This window comes from Amycolatopsis sp. QT-25 (assembly GCF_029369745.1).
Taxonomy (GTDB): domain Bacteria; phylum Actinomycetota; class Actinomycetes; order Mycobacteriales; family Pseudonocardiaceae; genus Amycolatopsis.
Map to the genome: position 1 here is coordinate 4,271,990 of NZ_CP120210.1, position 18,420 is coordinate 4,290,409.

10 protein-coding genes are annotated in these 18,420 nt (G+C 68.1%); all 10 read right to left on the reverse strand.

Features of this window, described 5'->3' with window-relative positions:
- Positions 1 to 108: 108 nt before the first annotated feature.
- Positions 109 to 4,959, reverse strand: a complete 4,851-nt coding sequence (locus tag P3102_RS19755) for a DUF6531 domain-containing protein (RefSeq protein WP_276360701.1) — start codon at positions 4,957 to 4,959, stop codon at positions 109 to 111.
- A 56-nt stretch (positions 4,960 to 5,015) separates the two neighbouring features.
- Positions 5,016 to 5,366, reverse strand: coding sequence for a beta/gamma crystallin domain-containing protein (locus P3102_RS19760; protein ID WP_276360702.1), 351 nt, complete (start codon positions 5,364 to 5,366; stop codon positions 5,016 to 5,018).
- Between the two features lie 157 nt (positions 5,367 to 5,523).
- Positions 5,524 to 6,342, reverse strand: a complete 819-nt coding sequence (map, locus tag P3102_RS19765) for a type I methionyl aminopeptidase (protein ID WP_276360704.1) — start codon at positions 6,340 to 6,342, stop codon at positions 5,524 to 5,526.
- A gap of 335 nt (positions 6,343 to 6,677) precedes the next feature.
- Positions 6,678 to 8,066, reverse strand: a complete 1,389-nt coding sequence (locus P3102_RS19770; protein ID WP_276360705.1) for a diaminobutyrate--2-oxoglutarate transaminase family protein — start codon at positions 8,064 to 8,066, stop codon at positions 6,678 to 6,680.
- Complete coding sequence (locus P3102_RS19775; RefSeq protein WP_276360707.1) at positions 8,063 to 12,127, reverse strand: Pls/PosA family non-ribosomal peptide synthetase; 4,065 nt, start codon at positions 12,125 to 12,127, stop codon at positions 8,063 to 8,065. The genes P3102_RS19770 and P3102_RS19775 overlap by 4 nt, the downstream gene beginning before the upstream one ends.
- Positions 12,124 to 13,389, reverse strand: a complete 1,266-nt coding sequence (locus P3102_RS19780; RefSeq protein WP_276360708.1) for an aspartate kinase — start codon at positions 13,387 to 13,389, stop codon at positions 12,124 to 12,126. The genes P3102_RS19775 and P3102_RS19780 overlap by 4 nt, the downstream gene beginning before the upstream one ends.
- A gap of 884 nt (positions 13,390 to 14,273) precedes the next feature.
- Positions 14,274 to 15,452: a zinc metallochaperone AztD gene (gene aztD, locus P3102_RS19785; protein ID WP_276360710.1), complete on the reverse strand. Its 1,179-nt coding sequence runs from the start codon at positions 15,450 to 15,452 to the stop codon at positions 14,274 to 14,276.
- Positions 15,453 to 15,478: 26 nt separating this feature from the next.
- Positions 15,479 to 16,378, reverse strand: coding sequence for a zinc ABC transporter substrate-binding protein AztC (gene aztC, locus P3102_RS19790; RefSeq protein WP_276360711.1), 900 nt, complete (start codon positions 16,376 to 16,378; stop codon positions 15,479 to 15,481).
- Positions 16,375 to 17,571, reverse strand: coding sequence for a hypothetical protein (locus tag P3102_RS19795; RefSeq protein ID WP_276360713.1), 1,197 nt, complete (start codon positions 17,569 to 17,571; stop codon positions 16,375 to 16,377). Before P3102_RS19795 ends, aztC begins: the two co-directional genes overlap by 4 nt.
- On the reverse strand, positions 17,568 to 18,419 hold the full coding sequence (gene aztB / locus P3102_RS19800) for a zinc ABC transporter permease AztB (protein ID WP_276360714.1): 852 nt from the start codon (positions 18,417 to 18,419) through the stop codon (positions 17,568 to 17,570). The genes P3102_RS19795 and aztB overlap by 4 nt, the downstream gene beginning before the upstream one ends.
- Between the last annotated feature and the right edge of the window lies 1 nt (position 18,420).

The following is an 18,420-nucleotide window of genomic DNA, read 5'->3' on the forward strand; positions in this document are numbered from 1 at the left end:
GGGTGACGACTACAGCGACCATTCACTCTAACGGCCGCGTCGTGGTGACGCGCCGTATTCGGAGATTTCCCTCGAATCTTCCCCAGGGACGCGGCTTCGCCCTCGCGGTCACAGGTACTGACTCAGGTCATGGCCCTTCGGGTTCTTGATCCACTCGGTGCCGTCGGGTTTGGTGAACTTGCCGCTGATGGTGTCGAACTCGGTCCCCAGCGGGGGCAGATCCGGCAACGGGACGTCCATCTTGCTGTCCATCAGCCGTTTGGCGATGTCCGGGGTGATCCCGGTGTACTGGGTGTTGATCTCGATGTGGGTGCGGATGCCGCGTTCGAAGTCGTTGGGCGATTGGGGGAACTTCACCTCGTCGCTGGGCTTGACCCGGAAGTCGATGCCGATGTCGGAGGCGTCCCGGTTCGCCAGGGCGTTCTTGAGGTCGACGTAGGTCTGCAGGCTCGATTCGAGCTTCTTGTAGTTCATGTTCGCGGTGTGGGTCAGCGGGATCATGTTGTCCGCGGTGCCCGGCCCGCCCATGTCACCGTTCTCGAGGTGACCGCGGATCCACTTCTCGTCGGCGCTCAGGAACGGGCTCTCGCCCGGCTTGGGATTCCTCTTCGGGGTGTTCTCCAGGGTTTCCACCAGCTTGTCGCTCAGGTTGTTCTCCCCGTACACCTCCCCGTTCTGGTCCGTCTTGTTGCGGATGATCGCGTTCTTGTTCAACGCGTCCACGTCGGTGACCTGCTTGGGGTCCGGCGTGTTGACGAAGTCCTTCCCGCGGGTGGAGTTCTTGTCGTAGGTGGCCCGGACCTCTTCGGTGGTGCCCGCCTGGTTCTTGGTGCGGCCGCCGCGGTTGGCGTTGTCGTTCTCGGTACGCGGACGTTTCGCGCTGCCACCGGTGTTGCCCGCGTTGTGCCCGGCCCCGCTGGTGTCCGGGCCGTCGACGTGCTTGCGTTTCTTGGGGCACCACACCAGGCCGAGTGGATCCGAGCCCGAGGTCGGGTCGTGCGGGTAACCGGCCGGATCGGGCCCGGCGGGGAGGCCGAGCGGATCCTGGCTGAGGTATCGAGCGGTGGCCGGGTCGAAGTAGCGGTGCAGGTTGTAGTGCAGCCCGCTTTCCGCGTCGAGGTACTGGCCGGGGAACCGCAGCGGCGTACCCGGGAACCCGGTCAACGGCATGCCCCACAGCGTCCAGCGGCCGCTCCAGCTCGGGGTGCCGAGCGGGTCGAGCAGGTCGGTCGGGGTACCGATGGTGTCGTTCACGAAAGCGCGGAACCGGGCAGGCGTGTTGCCGTGTTCGGTCTGGGTGACGGGTTCCTCGGTGTCCGGCCGCCGTTCCCAGGTGGTCACGGTGACACCCGCCGGGCCGGTGTGCGCCTGCTCGATCAGCGAGTTGCCGTCCCAGACGAAGCGCGTCCGCTCGGCGACCCGGCCGTCCGGGGCGAGCAATTCCTTCACCGTGCGACGGCCGAGCGGGTCGTAGCGGTACCGCCAGCGGCGGCCGTCCGGCGTGGTGAGACCGGTCAACCGGTTGCGCGCGTCCCATTCGTACCGCCAGATCCGGTCGCCTTCGCGCCGGGCGGTACGCCGTCCGCTCCCGTCGTGCTCGTAGCGGACCGCTCCGGCGCCCGTGATCGTGTTGCGGTCGTAGGTGCGCGGCCCGGCCTCGGGGTACGCGACGTTCGTGGTGGCCCACCGCACGACCTTGCCCGCCCGGTCGTAGGCGATGTCCTCGCGCACGGTGTCGACCAGGTGGGTGGTGATCCGCCCGGCCGCGTCGCGTCCGAAGGATTCACCGCCCGCGGCGTCGCGGATCGCGGTGAGGTCGCCGTCGGCGGACCTGGCGAACTCGCGGTGCCGCAGCACGGTGCCCGCCGCGTCGGTGAGGGTCTGGCCGATGATCCGGTCGTCGGCGTCGAACTGCTGCCGCAGCCGGGCGCCCCGGTCCACACGCCGCTCGATCGGACGGCCTTCGGCGTCGTAGACGTAGTCGACGACGTGCTCCCCGGTCGACAGCGCGCTCGGCCGCTCCTCCTTGTCGAAGGACCACACACTGGTCGCGCCGGAAGGGGTTCGACGACTGATGGTCCCTTCCGCGGAGTCGTACGCGAAGACCACTTCCAGCCCATCGGTGACCGTACGCACCATCCGGCCGTTGTCGTCCCGTTCGAACTCCACCACGGACTCGCCGTCGTCCGCACGGACCAGTTCGCCCACCACGTCGTAGGCGTAGTTGGTCTCCGTGCCGTCGGTGCGGATCCGGACCAGGTTGCCGATCAGGTCGTAGCCGTACTCCGTGACTCGCCCGGCTGGGTCGACGGACCGGACGAGCTGCCCGGCCGCGTCGTAGGCGTAGGTGTGCGCCCGGCCGTCGAAATCGGTCTGCCGGATAAGACGGCCGGCGGGATCGTATTCGTAAGTCCAGGCCAACCCGTTGGGGTTGGTCACCACGACCGGCCGCAGCTCGGTGTCATAGGCGTACTGGGTCCGCCCGCCCGCCGGATCGATCTCCGCGGTCAGCATGTCGAATGGGCCATACTCGCGGCGGGTCGCGCGCCCCGCCGGGTCGACGTGCTCGATCTCGTTGCCTTCGCTGTCGTAGCGCCAGCTCTGCCGCTCGCTCAGCGAACCGACCCGCCAGGCCCGCAGCCCCTCCACGGTCCAGCCGATCCGGGCCCGCCCCCTGCCGTGCGGGACCGAACGCGGCCTGCCGAACAGGTCGTGGTCCTCGGTCCCGGTGTCGTCGGCACCCGGGCCGGTCTCGAGATTGATCGAGCCGGAAACGCCGACCGGATCCTGCCGCGGGTCCGGCCCCATGCCGTCCGGGTAGGCCCGATAGCGGGTGTGGTCGCCTTCGTCGGCCACCAGTCCGTCGACCGCGCCGTCGTCGGACCGGTTCACCAGCACGACACTGCCGTCGGGCCGGGTGACCTTCGAGATCTCGCCCTCGGCGTTGTAGGTGAACCGGGTGGTCCGGCCGAGCGGATCGGTCTTCGACCGCATCCGGTCCCGCTCGTCCCAGGTGAAGACGGTGGTCGCGCCGAGCGGATCCGTCTCACGCACCACGTGATGCGCGGCGTCGAGTTCGAAGACCGTGACGTGGCCGAGAGAATCCGTGTAGCGCGTTCGCCTGGGCTCGTATTCGAAAGTGCAGTCGAGGAACCCGCGGTCCCCGACCGTGCGCACACAACGTCCGGCCGCGTCGTAGACGTAGCGGTACCAGATCCCGTTGCGGTCCTGCCATTCTGCCAGCCGGCCGTCCGGGTCGTAGCCGAACCGCAGGGCCCGGCCGGAGGAGTTGGTCACCTCGGTGAGGTTGCCCGCGTCGTCGTAGCCGTAGCGCATGACGACGACGTTCTGGTCCCGCACCGGATCGGTCATCCGCAGGGCTTGGATCCGGCCGCGGGAACGGTCGATCTCCAGCACCCGTCCATCGGAATGCCGCCAGCGCACACCCGCGCCGTCGACGTCGTGGTCGACCTCGATCCGAGGCCCGTCCTCGCCGAGTTCGAACGCGGTCAGCGGCAGCACTCGCGACGGCGCGCCCGGGACCGGGGCGAAGTACAAGGTGATCCCGGAATCCCACGTCTCCAGCCGGTAGGTGCCCATCTCGTCCACGAGCAGTGCTCGCGAAGGTCCGGCCGGTGATTCCGTCGGCCGCCCCGGCTCTGGCAACGGGAACGCCGGGGCCGTGCCGTCGTCGGAAAAGAACCGGGCGTGGTCGGCGGTGAGCTCCAGCCGCAGATCGGCGGTCGACGCCCAGGAGCGGCCGAAGCCGGTGCCCGCCCGATAGCTCGACATGTGCGTGCGGCGGATCCGGATCGGCAGCGGTCCGGCCAGTGACAGATCGTCCTGCACCATCACGACCTCGCCGGTGGCGATGTCGATCGGGTCGCCGCAGAGGTTCATCTCGTCGGGCGCGGTCTGCTTGGGCGGCGGGTCGGTGCGGGCCGGGGGCGGGCTCCCGTTGCTTCCGCCACCACGGCTGCCGCCTGCCCCCGAGGGGGTGACGTTGTCCCCCGTCGGACCGGTGTTGCCGTTCTTGTCCCCGCCGCCCGGACCACCCCTGTCCCCGCCGGAGCCGCCCTTGTCGCCGGACGGGCCGGTGTGGTCACCGGAAGGACTGGTGCCGTCGTCCTCGGCTCTTGGTTTGGGCTTCGGCCCGGGTGCTTCGACGTTGAGGTCCTTGGGCTTGCCGGACGGCTTGACCGTCCCGCCCTTGAGGTTCTTCAACGCCTTCCCGGCGTCGGCGAACAGGTCGTCCGCCTTCTTCAACAGCGGGACCAGGCCCTTGAGCGCCTTCACCAGCTTCGTGGTGAGGCCGGCGATCTTCGACGCGGTCTTCGCCACCGCCGCCACCACCTGCGGCACCACCCACGCCAAGCCGATGCCGAGCGTGAACACCACCTGCAGCGCCCACGAGATCAGGTGTCCGATGAGTTCGGCGATGATGTCCCGGACCAGCGTCCGGACCGCGGCGACGACTTCCCCCGCCGTCTTCACCCCGCTGCCCGCGCCTTCGCTCCCCTTCTGCGCGCTTTCGATCAGCGTGGAGGTGTTCTGGGCCTGTTTGCGGTACGCGTCGGCCGCTTCTCCCGTCCAGCTACCGAGGTCCTTGTCGACCAGATCCACCAGCTCGACCGAAACGGTCCCGAGTTCCTTGGCGATGTTCGTCCAGGTCTCCGCCTGTGCCGCGATCTCGTCCGCGTTGCCGGCGAGCGCGTTGAGGGCCTCCTTCAACGGGCCCACGTGCTCGATCAACCAGCCCACGCCGGCGGCGAAAACCGCGCCGAACGGATCCATCACGGCCGTCAGCGCGTCCAGCGCGGTGCCCACCGCGCCCATGGCGACCGAAGCCCAGTCACCGCTCTCGATCGCCGACTTCAGGTCGAGCGCGCCCTCCAGCAACGGCACGCCCGACACCGCCGTCGTCGAGTCCTTGACCGGCGCGACCAACGGATTGCTCATGGCTTGATTCAAGCATGAGCCGGAACGGCCGCGGCCGACACCGGTTCAGACGAGCGTCACCAGATGCGCACCTCGTACACCCGAACGGTCCCGGGAAAGCCGACCCCCTGCCGGTATCCGAGAGTGGTCGACTCGTACCGGCCGTTCCGTTCGTAGTTGACGGTCGCCTTGTTGTTGCCCGAGAAGATGTTGTAGACGCCACCGATGTTCGTGCCCGTGACGCCGCCGTTGGCGAAGCACCGGTTGGTACCCATCCCGTTTCCGAACGAGATGTCCAGTTTCAGGAAGTCGTCCCTGTCACCACAGGCGACCTCGCCGATGGCGAAGGCGGGGCTGGCGGGAATCGCGACGAGCAGGCCGAGGGCGGCCGCGCCGACGACCGAAAGCCTCTTGAGACTCTTTCGCACGGTGGCAGGATTTCCTTCCTCGCAGGAGTGGTCGCCCGGTTGCCGCACTGGGCATGGACGAGCGTATCCACGCTCGGGTGGCGAGGAACGAAATGATCGCGACGCCGCCTGTTGTGCACCTCGACGCTGTCCGAAAAGGCAAAGGGCGTGCCGAAGATCACTCGGCGCGTTGAGAGTCCTTTGTGGACAAAGGGGTGACGGAGGCCTCGTGCTCGCGCCGGGTGAGCACCAAGGGGGCGTCTTCGGTGATGGCCACCGTGTGCTCGGAGTGGGCCGTGCGTGAGCCGTCGGCGGAACGGATGGTCCAGCCGTCGTCGTCGAAGATGATCTTGTCGGTCGTGCGGGCGAACCAGGGCTCGAGCGCGACGGTCAGCCCCGGCCTGAGCTTCAGGCCGCGGCCCGCTTTGCCCTTGTTGGGGATGTGGAGTTCCTCGTGCATGGTGCGGCCGATGCCGTGGCCGCCGAACTCGGTGTTCACCGGATAGCCGTAGTCGCGGGCGACCGCCCAGATGGCCGCGGAGATGTCACCCAGACGGTTGCCGGGACGCGCCACTTCGATCGCCGCCTCCAGCGCCTCTTCGGTGGCGCGGATGATCCGCAGGTCCTCTTCGGCGGGCGTCCCGACGATGACCGTGCGCGCCGAGTCGGCCGCCCAACCGTCGATCTTCACCGCCAGATCCGCGGTGAGCACGTCCCCGTCGCGCAGCGTGTAGTCGTGGGGCAGGCCGTGCAGGACGGCGTCGTTGACCGCCAGGCAGACGACGTTGCGGAACGGCCCCTTGCCGAAGGACGGCGCGTAGTCCCAGTAGCACGACTCCGCCCCGCGTCGCCGGATCATGCCGCGTACGTGGTGTTCCAGGTCCATCAGGTTGACGCCGACGTCGGCGAGCCTGCCGACCTCGGTGAGCACCTCGGCGACGAAACGCCCGGTCACGTGCATGCGGTCGATCTCGGCGGGCGTCTTCAGTTCGATCATGGGGTCCTCGCGTGGCCGGTGGTATTATTATACCGGCACCCTAACACCGCCGGTATGATAATACCAAGCAGGCCGGATCCTGCCCCCGTGTCGTCCACCCGATCACGCGTGTCGTCCATCTGGACACGCCTGTCGTCTGCCCGCGGGCAGTGAGGGATAGGGCAAACGTGTCTTGTGCGAACCCTGCCGCACCGATTGTCTCGTCGACTCCAGTGCCCGCTATGCCGCCGCCGTAGTTGGTACATGAAGGCCCCTTCCTTGCGCCTAGCGCAAGGAAGGGGGCCTTCATGTACCTCAGGCGTATAAGTATCCAAGGCCCTCTTGGCCCTTGCCTCTCAATAGGGTCCCTGAGGTGACACCGGGGACACCGGACCGCAGCGCTCGATCGCCTCGATGAGGATGTCGCAGGCGAGGTCGATCTCCTCGGCGGTCACGGTGAGCGGGGGCATCAGCCGGATCACGCCGTCTTCGCGGCCGCCGAGTTCGACGATCAGTCCTTGCCGCAGCGCGTACGCCTGCACGGCGCGCGCGTAGCCGCCTGCCGGGCGGCCGTCGCGCGGATCGGCGAGTTCGATCCCCTGCATCAGGCCAAGGCCTCGAACCTCACAGACCCACGGGTGACCGCACAGGGCGCTGAGACGTAGTTCGAGCTGCCGCCCTCGGCTCCGGACATTGCCCAGCACGTCGTCCCGCCGGACGATCCGGACGGCCGCGGTCCCGGCGGCGAACGCGGCCTGGTTCCCCCGGAAGGTGCCCGTATGCGCGCCCGGTGCCCAGCCGTCGAGCCGCTGGTCGTAGAAGATCACCGCCACCGGCAGTCCCATTCCGCTCAGAGCCTTCGAGGCGATGATCACGTCGGGTTCGATGTCGTAGTGCTCGAACGCGAACCACGTTCCGGTGCGGCCGCAGCCGGTCTGCACCTCGTCGACGACGAGCGGGATGTCCAGCTCCGTGGTCAGCGCGCGGATACGCCGCACGAAGTCGCGGTCCGCCGGGATGATCCCGCCTTCGCCCTGCACCATTTCGAGGATCACCGCGGCGGGAAGGGGAATCCCGCCGTTGGGATCGCGCAGGGACCGCTCCAGCAAGCCCACGCAGTTGGTTTCGCAGGTGTCCGGCGAAAGGCCCACCGGGCACCGGGCGCAATAGGAGTACGGGAAGAAGTGCACACCGGGAACGCCGTTGGCGATCGGCCGTTTCTGGGCGACGAGGCCGGTCAACGCCATCGCCGCGTGACTCGAGCCGTGGAAACCGCCCTGGAACGAGACCAGGTCGCCTCGTCCGGTCGCGGTCTTGCAGAGCTTGATCGCGGCGTCCACGGCATTGGCCCCACCGGGACCGCAGAAGTGCATCCGCATCCGCGAACGCAGTTCGGCGGGCAGCATGGACAGCTGGGCGTCGACGAAGTCCCGTTTGGCCGGCGTCGGGAAGTCCAGGCCGTGGGTGAGCACGTGCAGTTGTTCGGTGGCCGCGTGCACCAGTTCGGGATGGTTGTGGCCGAGAGACAGCACACCCGCGCCCGCCAGGAAGTCGAGGAAGACGTTCCCGTCCATGTCCCGCAGATAGCTGCCCTGTCCGCCCGCGATCGCGATCGGCAGGTGGCGCGGGTACGCCCGCGCGCTGGATTCCCACTGTCGCTGGTGTTCGAGGAACTCGGCCGAGCGCGGACCGGGCAAGGTGCCCTCGACGTGAGGCGTCTGCCTCGCCGTGGGGGTGTGCGTCATGGCAGTCTCCTTACCGCGGTGATCTCTTCCGCCGGGTCGAGTTCGACCGCCGGATTGGCGTGCCAGCGGGTTCGTGCCGGGGCCGCCGTGCCCTTCATCAAGAACGCGTCGGCCTCGGCGATCACCCCCTCCGCCATCGTCACTCCATAGTGGACGAACGCACCGGTGCTGATCGTGCACCCCGCGCCGATGGTGATGTAGTCGGACTTGAACAAGCCGTCTTCGAGCGAATGTCCTTGGACGACGGTGTGCAGGTTGAGCACGCAGTCGTCGCCGATGCTCACCAACGACCGCTCCGGGATCGCGCATCCGTCGTCGAAGACACGGTGTCCGATCCGGACGCCGAGGCAGCGCAGCAGAAAGGGTCTGACCGGTGTCCCGTCGAACAACGCGAGGTAGCGGGCGGGGCTGAGCTTCCAGAACCGTTCGTGCCGCCAGAAGGCCGGATCGTAGATCGAGCAGAATCGCGGCCGCATCTTCCGGAAGCCCTGCACACCGAGTTCCGCGAGCATGAGGAACGAGACCGAGAACATCAGCGTCGCCACGATTCCGGCACCGATGGCGAGTGGACCGAACCGCTCGTGCAGGACCCCGGCCGCCGCGCCGATCAGCAGGACTCCGAGTAGGTGGAGCCAATGCACCAGTAGATACACGAAAAGCGTGACGGTGTTGTGCCGGTTCTTCGCTCGCAGACCCCGGCGCAGGGCGTCCCCGGTGCCGAGATGGTCGAACGCGGTGTCACGGCGGACGGTCCGGGGGATCTCGAACGCGGGTGACCCGAGCAGACCGACGTTCTCCCTGATCGGCCCGTCCAATGGGACGAGAACTTTGGTGGCCAGCAGACAGTTCCGGCCGATCCGCGCGTCCGGGGGGTAGGCGATCTCGTTGCCCAGGAAAGCCTGAGGTGCGACGGCGGTCCTCCGCAGCCGGAACGACGAGGCGGAGAAGTCCGCGTTGAGCAGCGAAAGGCCGTCCGAGACCATCGTCCCGGTGCCGACCGTGCTGAGGAACGGCGTCTCGTGCTTGACCTCGACCCCGAAGTTGGATCCGGTCTGCTGGACCTTCGACAGGTCGTACCCCAGCGCGCGCAGGTAGTGCACGATGTAGCTGCTGTCGCCGAACAGGTAGGTGAACGCACGCAGGTTGGTCAGCCGCGCGATCATCCGCTGGATCGCGAAATGCCTCCCGTAGAGCGGGTAGACCCGGTCCGGCCGGAGGAACAGGCCGAGCAGACGCGGAATCGTGAGGACGACGGCCAGCCCGGCGAACAGTGCCCCGAAATACACCAGCGCCGAGTAGGCGATCTGGCCGCGATAGAAGGTCCAGCTCGTGAAGTCCACCGTCTTCGTGAACAGTCGCTCGGTGAGCACGTCCGCGCCGCCCAGCGTCACGGGAAGCGTCACCAGCAAGAGGAGCAGCAGACTGAAGGCGCTGAAGACGAAAGGTCTGAACCTGCCGGGTGGGCCGGTCGGCAGTGCACGGTAGTCCACGGTGGACGGACGGGCCGGCGACCCGTGCCAGCTCTCACCCTCGGGGACGGACTGTCCGGCGGTCAAGGACGACGAGTGACCCAGTTGTGCGTTGTCGCCCAGTGTCGTGGCGATGTCGAGCACGGTCATCTCACCGACGAAGGCGTGATCGCCCAGGGTGACCCGGCCGGTCTGGATCCTGCCCGTTCTCGCGCGATAGCACGAGAAGTAGGCGTCCTTCCGGATGACCGCCCCGTCGCCGACGCTGAGCAGATCGGTGCAGATCGGCGGATTCCGGGAAAGGATCACGGCACCCTTGCCGATGTCCGCACCGAGTGCCCGCAGGTACCAGGAGTACAACGGCGTGCCGGTGAACAACATCAGCGGACTGAACCTGATGAGCGTCTTGACCGTCCAGAAGCGCAGATACCCGGGCCCCCACAGCGGGAACTCTCCCGGCTTCCACCGTCCGACGAGCGCCCACTTCGCCAGGACCGGCACCACGGAGAGAACAACGAACACGGCGAGCCCAAGACCGACAGCCCGCGCGTAACCGACGACGAGTCCGGTCGCGGCGGCGAGCCAGGTGAATCCCGTGTCCAGGAGCCAGCCGGAGCCGGCGGCGTAGGCGAGGAAGGCCAGGAGCTGAAACACTCCACAGAGGACATATGACGCCGTGGACGCCCGGCGCGGCTCTTCGGCGCGGGCGACCGTGCCCTGGGCCGAGGTGGGAACCGATTCCGCGAGATCGCGAACGGTGGGATTGAGGTACACGTCCTTCGCCGACAACGGCGCGACGTCGCCGCGTTCCCGCACCAGCGCGCAGAACTTCGCCAGCAGCAGGGAGTCGGCGCCGTAATCGTCGAAGAAATGTCCCGTCGCCGAGATGCGCTCGATCCCGAGGACCCGTTCCCACGCCTCCGCCAGATGGAGTTCCGTCTCGGTGGCCGGTGCCACGTAGCCGACATCGCTCGCGGATCTTCGCGGGCTGCTGGGCGCCGGAAGGTTCTTGCGGTCGGCTTTGCCCGCCGGTGTCAGCGGGATGTGGTCTAGTCGTTCCAGATAGGCGGGCACCATGTAGCCCGGCAGCAGTTCCGCCAGGCGACGGCGAAGTTCTGCGGGATCGATGTCCGACCCGTCGTGCCGCAGGCTGTAGTAGGCGACCAGTTCGGTCGTTCCGATGTCCGGATGGTGGGTTTCGACCACCGCCTGGGCGATCCCGGGAATCCGGAGCAGGACCGATTCGATCTCGGTGAGCTCGACGCGGTAACCGCGGATCTTCACTTGGGTATCGGCCCGCCCGTGGTACTCGATCTCCCCGTCCGGGGTGATCCGGCCGAGGTCGCCGGTGCGGTAGATGCGGTGGGAGGGGTTGGATCCGATGCCGAGGAAGTCCGGGATGAACGCCCGCTCGGTGAGGTCGGGACGGTTCAGGTATCCCCCGGCGAGACCGATCCCGGCGATGCCGATCTCCCCCAGCTCACCCGCGGCCAGCGCCCTCGGCTCGGCCGGATCGAGGATGACGACCGAATAGGTGGGCAGGGGCACCCCGATGGTCACCGGCCGGTCCGGGCGCAGTACCGACCACGTCGCGGTGACCGTGGCCTCGGTCGGGCCGTAGACGTTGAGGAACCGTCTGTCCGCTCGGTACCAGCGGCGCACGAGGTCTTCGGGGCAGGCTTCTCCGGACACCAGGAGGAAACGGAGCCGTGGCAGATCTTCGTCGAGGCTGGCCAGCAGGGTCGGAACGCAGGCCAGCGCGGTGATCCGGTGCTCCCGCAGGAATTCGAGGAGATCGTGGCCGACGAGCGCCGCACCGCCGGGCTTGGGCACGAGCGTCGCGCCGCACAGCAACGGCACCCAGATCTCCTCGACCGAGAAGTCGAACGCGATCGTCATGCCCTGGTACATCCGGTCGGTGCCCCGGATGCCGTACACGTCGGCGGCGACGCTGACGAAATTGCAGATCGAGGCGTGGTCGATCGTCACACCCTTCGGCCGCCCGGTCGAGCCGGACGTGTAGACGACGTAACAGAGTTCGTCCGCCGGAGTGCCCTTCTCGGCCGCGCTGAGTCGTTCACCCGGGAGGGTGGCGATCCGGTCCGCGTCCTCGTCGAGGCAGACCAGCTCGACGCTGCCGGGTTCGAACCGGTCGCGCAGACCGGAGAGCGACACCACCAGCCGGACACCGGCGTCGCGGACGATGTACGCCAGGCGGTCGTCCGGGAAACCCGCGTCCAACGGCACATACGCCGCGTTGACCTTGAGCACGGCCAGCATCGCCACGTAGGGATGAACCGGTTCGTCGAACAGCAACCCGATCCGGTCGCCGGGCCGCACCCCACGCGCCCGCAAGTGGCGAGCGAGTCGATTGGCCCGCTCGTCCAGTCCGGTGAAGGTGAGCTTCGTGTCCCCTGCGTCCACCGCGAGGCGATCTCCGAGATCCTCGGCGCGCAGCCGGTCGCAGAGCCGCTCGTACAACTGCTCGAGCCGGTCGCCGACCCGCCATCGAATCCGCTGTTCGTGGCCGTCGCAGGTCAGGACCAGGCCATCGGTGGTGAACAAACCCGACGGTTGTCCGTACGGGCTCATGTCCCGTCCTCGGCCAAGCCGAACGAGTCGTGCAGGGCGCGGACCGTGGTGTCGACGGCTTCGGCGGGGATCACCGCGGTGAGACGCGACTGCGACGTCGTCAGCGCCGGCACCGTGACCCGGTGGTCGGCGAGGACCCGCAGCAACCGGGGCAGGAACCCGGGTGGGTCGAGCAGCGCGGTGCCGACCACGGAGACCGAGCCGAGCTCGTCCCGAACCGAGGAGCGGGCGTCCAGCTCCGTCGCGAGTTCGGCGATCGGCAGGCGGGGTGGCTCGGAACCCCGGACGATGAAGCGGAGTTCGCCGGGATCGGGCCAGCTCAGGTTGTCCGGTCTCACCCCGCATCTCGCGAGCAGGGTGAGCACGCGGGCGTAGTGATCCGGACCGTCGGCGGAGACCTCGACCCTGACCAACCGCACATCGCGTTCGTGTGCGATGCCGATGACCCGCGGAGTGCCTTCCAGCGACGATTCCCCCGCCGTGACGACGGTGGAGGGACCGGTCTCCGAGGAATGCGTCACCCGCACCGCCACCCCATGTCGCCGCGCGAGCTCCACGGATCTGGGATGCAGCACGCGGGCCCCGAGTTCGGCGAGTTCCACCATGGCGTCGTAGGAGATCGTCCGGACGGGACGCGTGTCCGGGACGATCCGGGGGTCGGCCGTGCGAACGCCGTGGACGTCGGTGCGGATCTCGCATTCGGCACCGCCGAGCGCGGCCGCGAGCGCCACCGCGGTGGTGTCGGAACCACCTCTGCCCATGGTCAGCAGTTCGCCGTCGGCGTTCCGCCCCTGGAAACCGGCGACCACGACGACCTGCGAGTCACGCAGCCGCGTGAGGATCTTGCCGGTGTCGACCCGCGCGATGGTCCCGGCCCCGGGTTCGCCGGCCACCTCGATCCCCGCTTGGTCACCGGACAACGACACGGCCCGGACCCCGCGCTCGGCCAGCGCCATGGCGAGCACCGACGCGGAGACCTGTTCGCCGGTCGCCATCAACTGGTCGAGCTCCCGTGGATCCGGGGACTCGGCGAACTCCCCCGCCAAGGCGATCAGCCTGTCGGTGCTGTCCCCCATGGCCGACACGACCAGGACCACCTGGTTCCCCGCTTCGGCGATCGCGGCCACTTCGGCGGCCACGTCGCTCACCATTCCCGGCGTGGCCAGCGAGGATCCACCGTATTTTCGTATGACCGGCCCTTCGTTGCGCGTCTTCTGCAAAGGCAGGTTCAAGCTGAGTTCCAGGTCCGGAGAAGAATTCACCAGTTTCCTTAGTGATCGCCGCGGCGGCCGGGTTCGAATTCGGACAATCAGCCCACGGCGGTGGCTCAGTCCTGCGCGTTCGGGCCGACAAGAATGGAAAGTAGTGCGAGAAACTTTGAACGGGTACCTCCGTAAGTACCAAAGACCGGACGACGCCTTTTCGCAGGTCATAACCCGATGACAGCGCGCAACGTTATAGCTGCGAACAGCGGAGTTCGATGGAATCGAACCGGAAGAACGACGTATTCCGAGCTGCTTCGAAATTCGAAAGAGCGGCCGCGTCGAGGAACGAATTTTCTTGTTCTCCGGAATCCGCGAGATCCTTTTACGTATGACGCCGGACGCGCCCCCCGATGACCTGACGGCCGCCACGCGCACCGCCGCCGGACGAACCACCCTCGCCTCGCCCACGCCGACCGGCTGATGAACCGGACGCGGATGCCTCGGCCGCACTGACGCCGCGTGAGACCGAAGTGTCGGCCCTGGTCGCCGACGGCCTGCCAACCAGGCCATCGGCGAGTGGCTCCACCTGACCGAAAGCGCCGTGAAATCCCACCCGGCCCGCCGCTGGGCCCTTGTGCCCGCCAGGCCGCCGCCGCGCATTCCCTCCGGGGGTACATGAAGGCCCCCTTCCTTGCGCTAGGCGCAAGGAAGGGGGCCTTCATGTACCTCACGGTCGTCACGTCCGGCTCAGGCACACCGGCGCAGCCGGCGACACCCGACCTCACCCCTGCCGAAGTACGCGAGGCTGCGCGAAGCGCTCAAACCGGGCGCCGAGGCCCGCTCCGAAGTCCCTGTGCGATCAGACCATTCAAGACTTCGACCTACGCACACGTTTACCTCAATAGGTCCCTCGAGGAGGCCGTCACGGCACAGGCTCGAGGTCAGTGCCCGAGGACGCCGCTCACCTCGTTCGGCGTTCCCGGAACGGTGCCGGTCGCGGTCTTCGCTCCGGAGGCGAGATCGATCGAGTGGATCTCCTTCTTGCCGGGATCGGTGACGTAGGCGGTCCCGCCCCGGACGAAGATCGCCGGGCGCGGCTGCTGCCACTCGATCGGTTCCTGCCAGGTACCGAGGACGGGGATCTTCCGCGTCACCGCACCGCTCACCGGTTCGATCACGTGGATCTGACCGTCGGTGCCCAGCACCAGCGCCTCACCCTGCGGGCCACGGGCCAGCGACCGGAAGGTGTAGCTCGTCCCGATGTCGACGTGCTTGAGCGTGGCCTTCTCGGTGTCGATCAAGGAAATCCGGGTCGGGCGTTCGAGTTCGGCCGCTTCGTCGACCTTGTAATCGCCCAAGGTGATCGGGGAGACGTCCGAGCCCGCCTGGTTCCCGATGCGCCCGTAGGGATCCGGGCTGGTCACCTTGGTGATGACGCCGTTGCGGTAGATCAGCGCGCCGGTCTGGCAGCCGACCACGACCGCTTCGCCACGCGCGGCGGCTTCACCGTGCACGCCGGGGCACTGCTCGTTGCGCGCGATCTCCTTCTTGTCCTTGTCCAGCACCACGATTCCGGACCGCTTGTCCGCGTTCCCCACGGTGGTGAGCAGCTCACCGTTCGCGAGTTCGACGGCCACGCCATGATGCGCTTCCGGCGTCTTGTGCTTCGGCGCGGGCAGGGCCGCGGTACCGATCGTCTTCGGGTCGAAGACCGTCACCTCGCCGGTTCCGTCGGCGAACAGCACCGTCCTGCCCGCGTGCCGGACGACGTGTCCCGGCTTGGCCGCCTTCACCTCGTTGTCCGTCAGCACGGCACCGACGGCGTCCAGGACCCGGAACCCGGTGGACGTCGAGACCAGGAGGTGCCGGTCGTTCCCGGCGGGGTTGAGCCGGTTGAAGCCCTCCAGCGGAAGGTTCTTGGCCTCCTTCAAGGTCTTCCCGTCGAGCAGGACGATGCCGCCGTCATAGGTGACGGCCACTGGATCGGCGACGACCGGTGCCGGAGCCGGAGCCGGGTCTTTCCCGGCCTCCGCCGGCGGCTGTTCGGTCCCGCAGGCGGCGAGTGCGAGCGTGCTCGCCGCCGTCGCCATCAGCGCGAGATATCGGGTCTTGCGTGCCATTTCACTGTGCCTTTCGTCTGTTCCGATCAGGAACGGGTCAAACCGGTGGTGATCGATTCGGTGTTGGCGCGCATCATCTCCAGATAGGTGGCCGCGCCCTGGCCTGGTTCACTGAGCGATTCCGAGAACAACGGGGCCACCTGGACGTGCAGCCCGGCCTGCTCGGCCAGCACCCGCGCGAGCCGGTCCGGTTGCGAGGAATCGGCGAAGATCACCGGAACCCCCGCCGCGCGGACGGTGTCGGCGAGTGCCTTCAGATCCGAGGAACTGGGAGAAGCGAGCGTGGTCCCGCCGGGGATCACCGCGCCGACGACGTCGAACCCGAACCGCTGGGCCAGGTACCCGAACACGTGGTGATTCGTGACGAGCTTCCGGCGTTCTCGCGGGATCCCGCCGAACTTCTCGGCCATCATGGAGTCGAGCGCCTCGATTTCGCCGCGATAGCGTTCGGCGTTGGCGCGGATCACCGTCTCGTCGACCCCGTCGACATGGGCCACGACCTCGTCGGCGATCGCCTTGACGGTGTCGCGCACCCGTGCCGGATCCGTCCAGAAATGGGGGTCCGGCTTGTTGTCTGCGTAGCTGATCGGGTTCACCCGCTCTCCGGCGGGCAGCGACGGCACACCGTTTTGCTCGGCCGTGCGGACGGTGCGCAGCATGCCTTCTTCGAGACCGAGTCCGTTGTAGACGAGGAGACCGGCGCGTTCGACCTGGGCCGCCTGCTGCGCGGAGATACCGAACGAATGCGGATCGGCGTTCGGCTTCATCAACACGGTCACTTCGGCCTGATCGCCGACGACGGCGCGGGTGATGTCACCGAGGATGTTCGTCGTGACGACGACCGACCTGCCGCCTCCACCACTGCCGGAGCAGCCGGCCGCCGCCAGCAGCGCCACCACGAACAGGGCCAGCGCCCGCCGCCTCATCGGCCGGTCTCCACGATGTGACCCGCCTTGCCACCGACCTTCAAGGTCCTGGCGCGACGGAGGTTGTCGTTGTAGTCGATCTCGTACACCTCGGACGAAAGCGGGTTGTTCAGATAGGCGCGGGTCGTATCGACCTGGATCGTGGGGGCCTCGGCGGTGGTCGCTTCCGGGGGCAGGAGCGGGATCGCCGCCTGTTCCTTCCCGGTGCCGTCGAAGGAGCGCAGCTTTCCGTCGCGGGACAGCACCAGCAGCGGACCGCCCTCGCCGACCGCGTTCACCGCGGCGACCGGTCCGGTCATCACGTACTGCCAGCCGCGGCGGGCGACGTCCAGCGACCACACGGCGGACTCCCCCGCCCGCGCCGCGAGCGTGGAGCCACCCGGCCGGTGGAAGAAGGCGGTGGCGCGTTCCGCCGCGGTGACACTGCGCGGGTACGGGATCTTCACCCCGGCGAACGCGCCGTCCTTTTCGGTCACGAGCAAAGCGCCGTCCGCGCAACCAAAGACGACACCGCGCCGGGTCACCGCCTGTCCTTGCAGGTCAGGACACGGCTGAGCGATCTCCGCCACGGCTTTGCCCTGACGGTCATGGACGCGCACTCCGCGAGCGAGCGGCTTGCCGGCGTCGGCCACCGTGGCGATGATGTGCTCGCCGTAGGGGATCGCGATCCCGGTGTGCGGTTCGCGCGTGATCTTTCCCAGTTCGGCCACGGATCCTTTGTCGAGCGCGGCTCGGTCGAGCAACGTCGTCGTACCGTCCGAGTAGGACAGAGCGGAAACGGCGGGATCGCTGTAGGCCGACGAAAGCTGTTTGCCGGGTGCCACGCCGACATCCCTGGCCTTCGCCCGGTAGTAGTGGACATGGTCACCGTGGTCGACCATCCAGGAACCGCTGTCGATCACCCGGATCGTGCCGTCGCGAGCGGTCAGGTAGCCGAAGCGGCCGTCACCGGTCACGGCCCGCACGCCCTCGACTCGCCCGACCTCGTGCACCTCCTCGGTGATGAGGTCCACGACGCGGACGGCACCGGTGCCGGTGTCGGCGACGATCAGCCGTGACTGCGCCTCGGCCGCTTCTTCGGCGCCTTCGACGTAACCGTGCGGGACTTCCGCGGCCACCTCCTTCGGCTGTTCCGCGCCGCACGCCACCAGGGCCAGCGCCGCGACGACCGCCGTCACTGCTTTCAGTTTCATCGTGAGCACTCGATCTCCGGGGTCAGGGAACGGAATCGCTGTCGTACGAAGGACAGGAACGCGGAAAGGAAGAACAGGAGGACCGCGCCGGCGGCGATGGTCGCGCCCGCCGCGGTGCCCCCATGCCAGGACACGAGCAGGCCGCCGACCGTGGCGGCGGCACCGAGCAACGCCGCGATGAGCATGATCGTGGTGATGCGCCGCGACCAGAAGAGTGCCGCCGCGGCAGGCGCGATCAGCAAGCCGAACACCAGCAGCGTCCCCACCACGCGGAACGACGCGACGATCGTCAGGGTGACCAGCCCGAGCAGCACCGCGTTGGCCAGGCGTGGCCGAAGCCCCAGCGTGTGCGCCTTGCGGACATCGAAGGTGAGCGCCGTGAACGAGCGGTGCCCCGCCAGTGCCACCACCCCCACGACGAGCAGGGTGATCACCAGGCCGACCAGGTCGCCGGAGCCGACGGCGAGCACGTCACCGAACAGGAATCCGGTGAGATCCACCGCGAACGACCGCGAGTGCGACACGATGATCACGCCGCCCGCGAGCATGCCGACGAAGAGCAGCCCGATGGTGGTGTCCTCGGACAGCCGCCGCGAACGCCCGAGCGCCGTGACGCCGAGCGCCATCACCCCGGCACTGAGCGCGGCGCCGATCAGCAGGTTGACGCCGGTCAGCGAGGCGATGGCCACGCCGGGCAACATGCCGTGCGACATCGCGTCGCCGATGAAGGCCATGCCGCGCAACACCACCCAGGTGCCCACGACGGCGCACACCGCCGAAACGAGCACTCCCGCCACCAGCGCACGCTGCACGAACGACACCTCGAAGGGGATCAGCAACCACTCCACG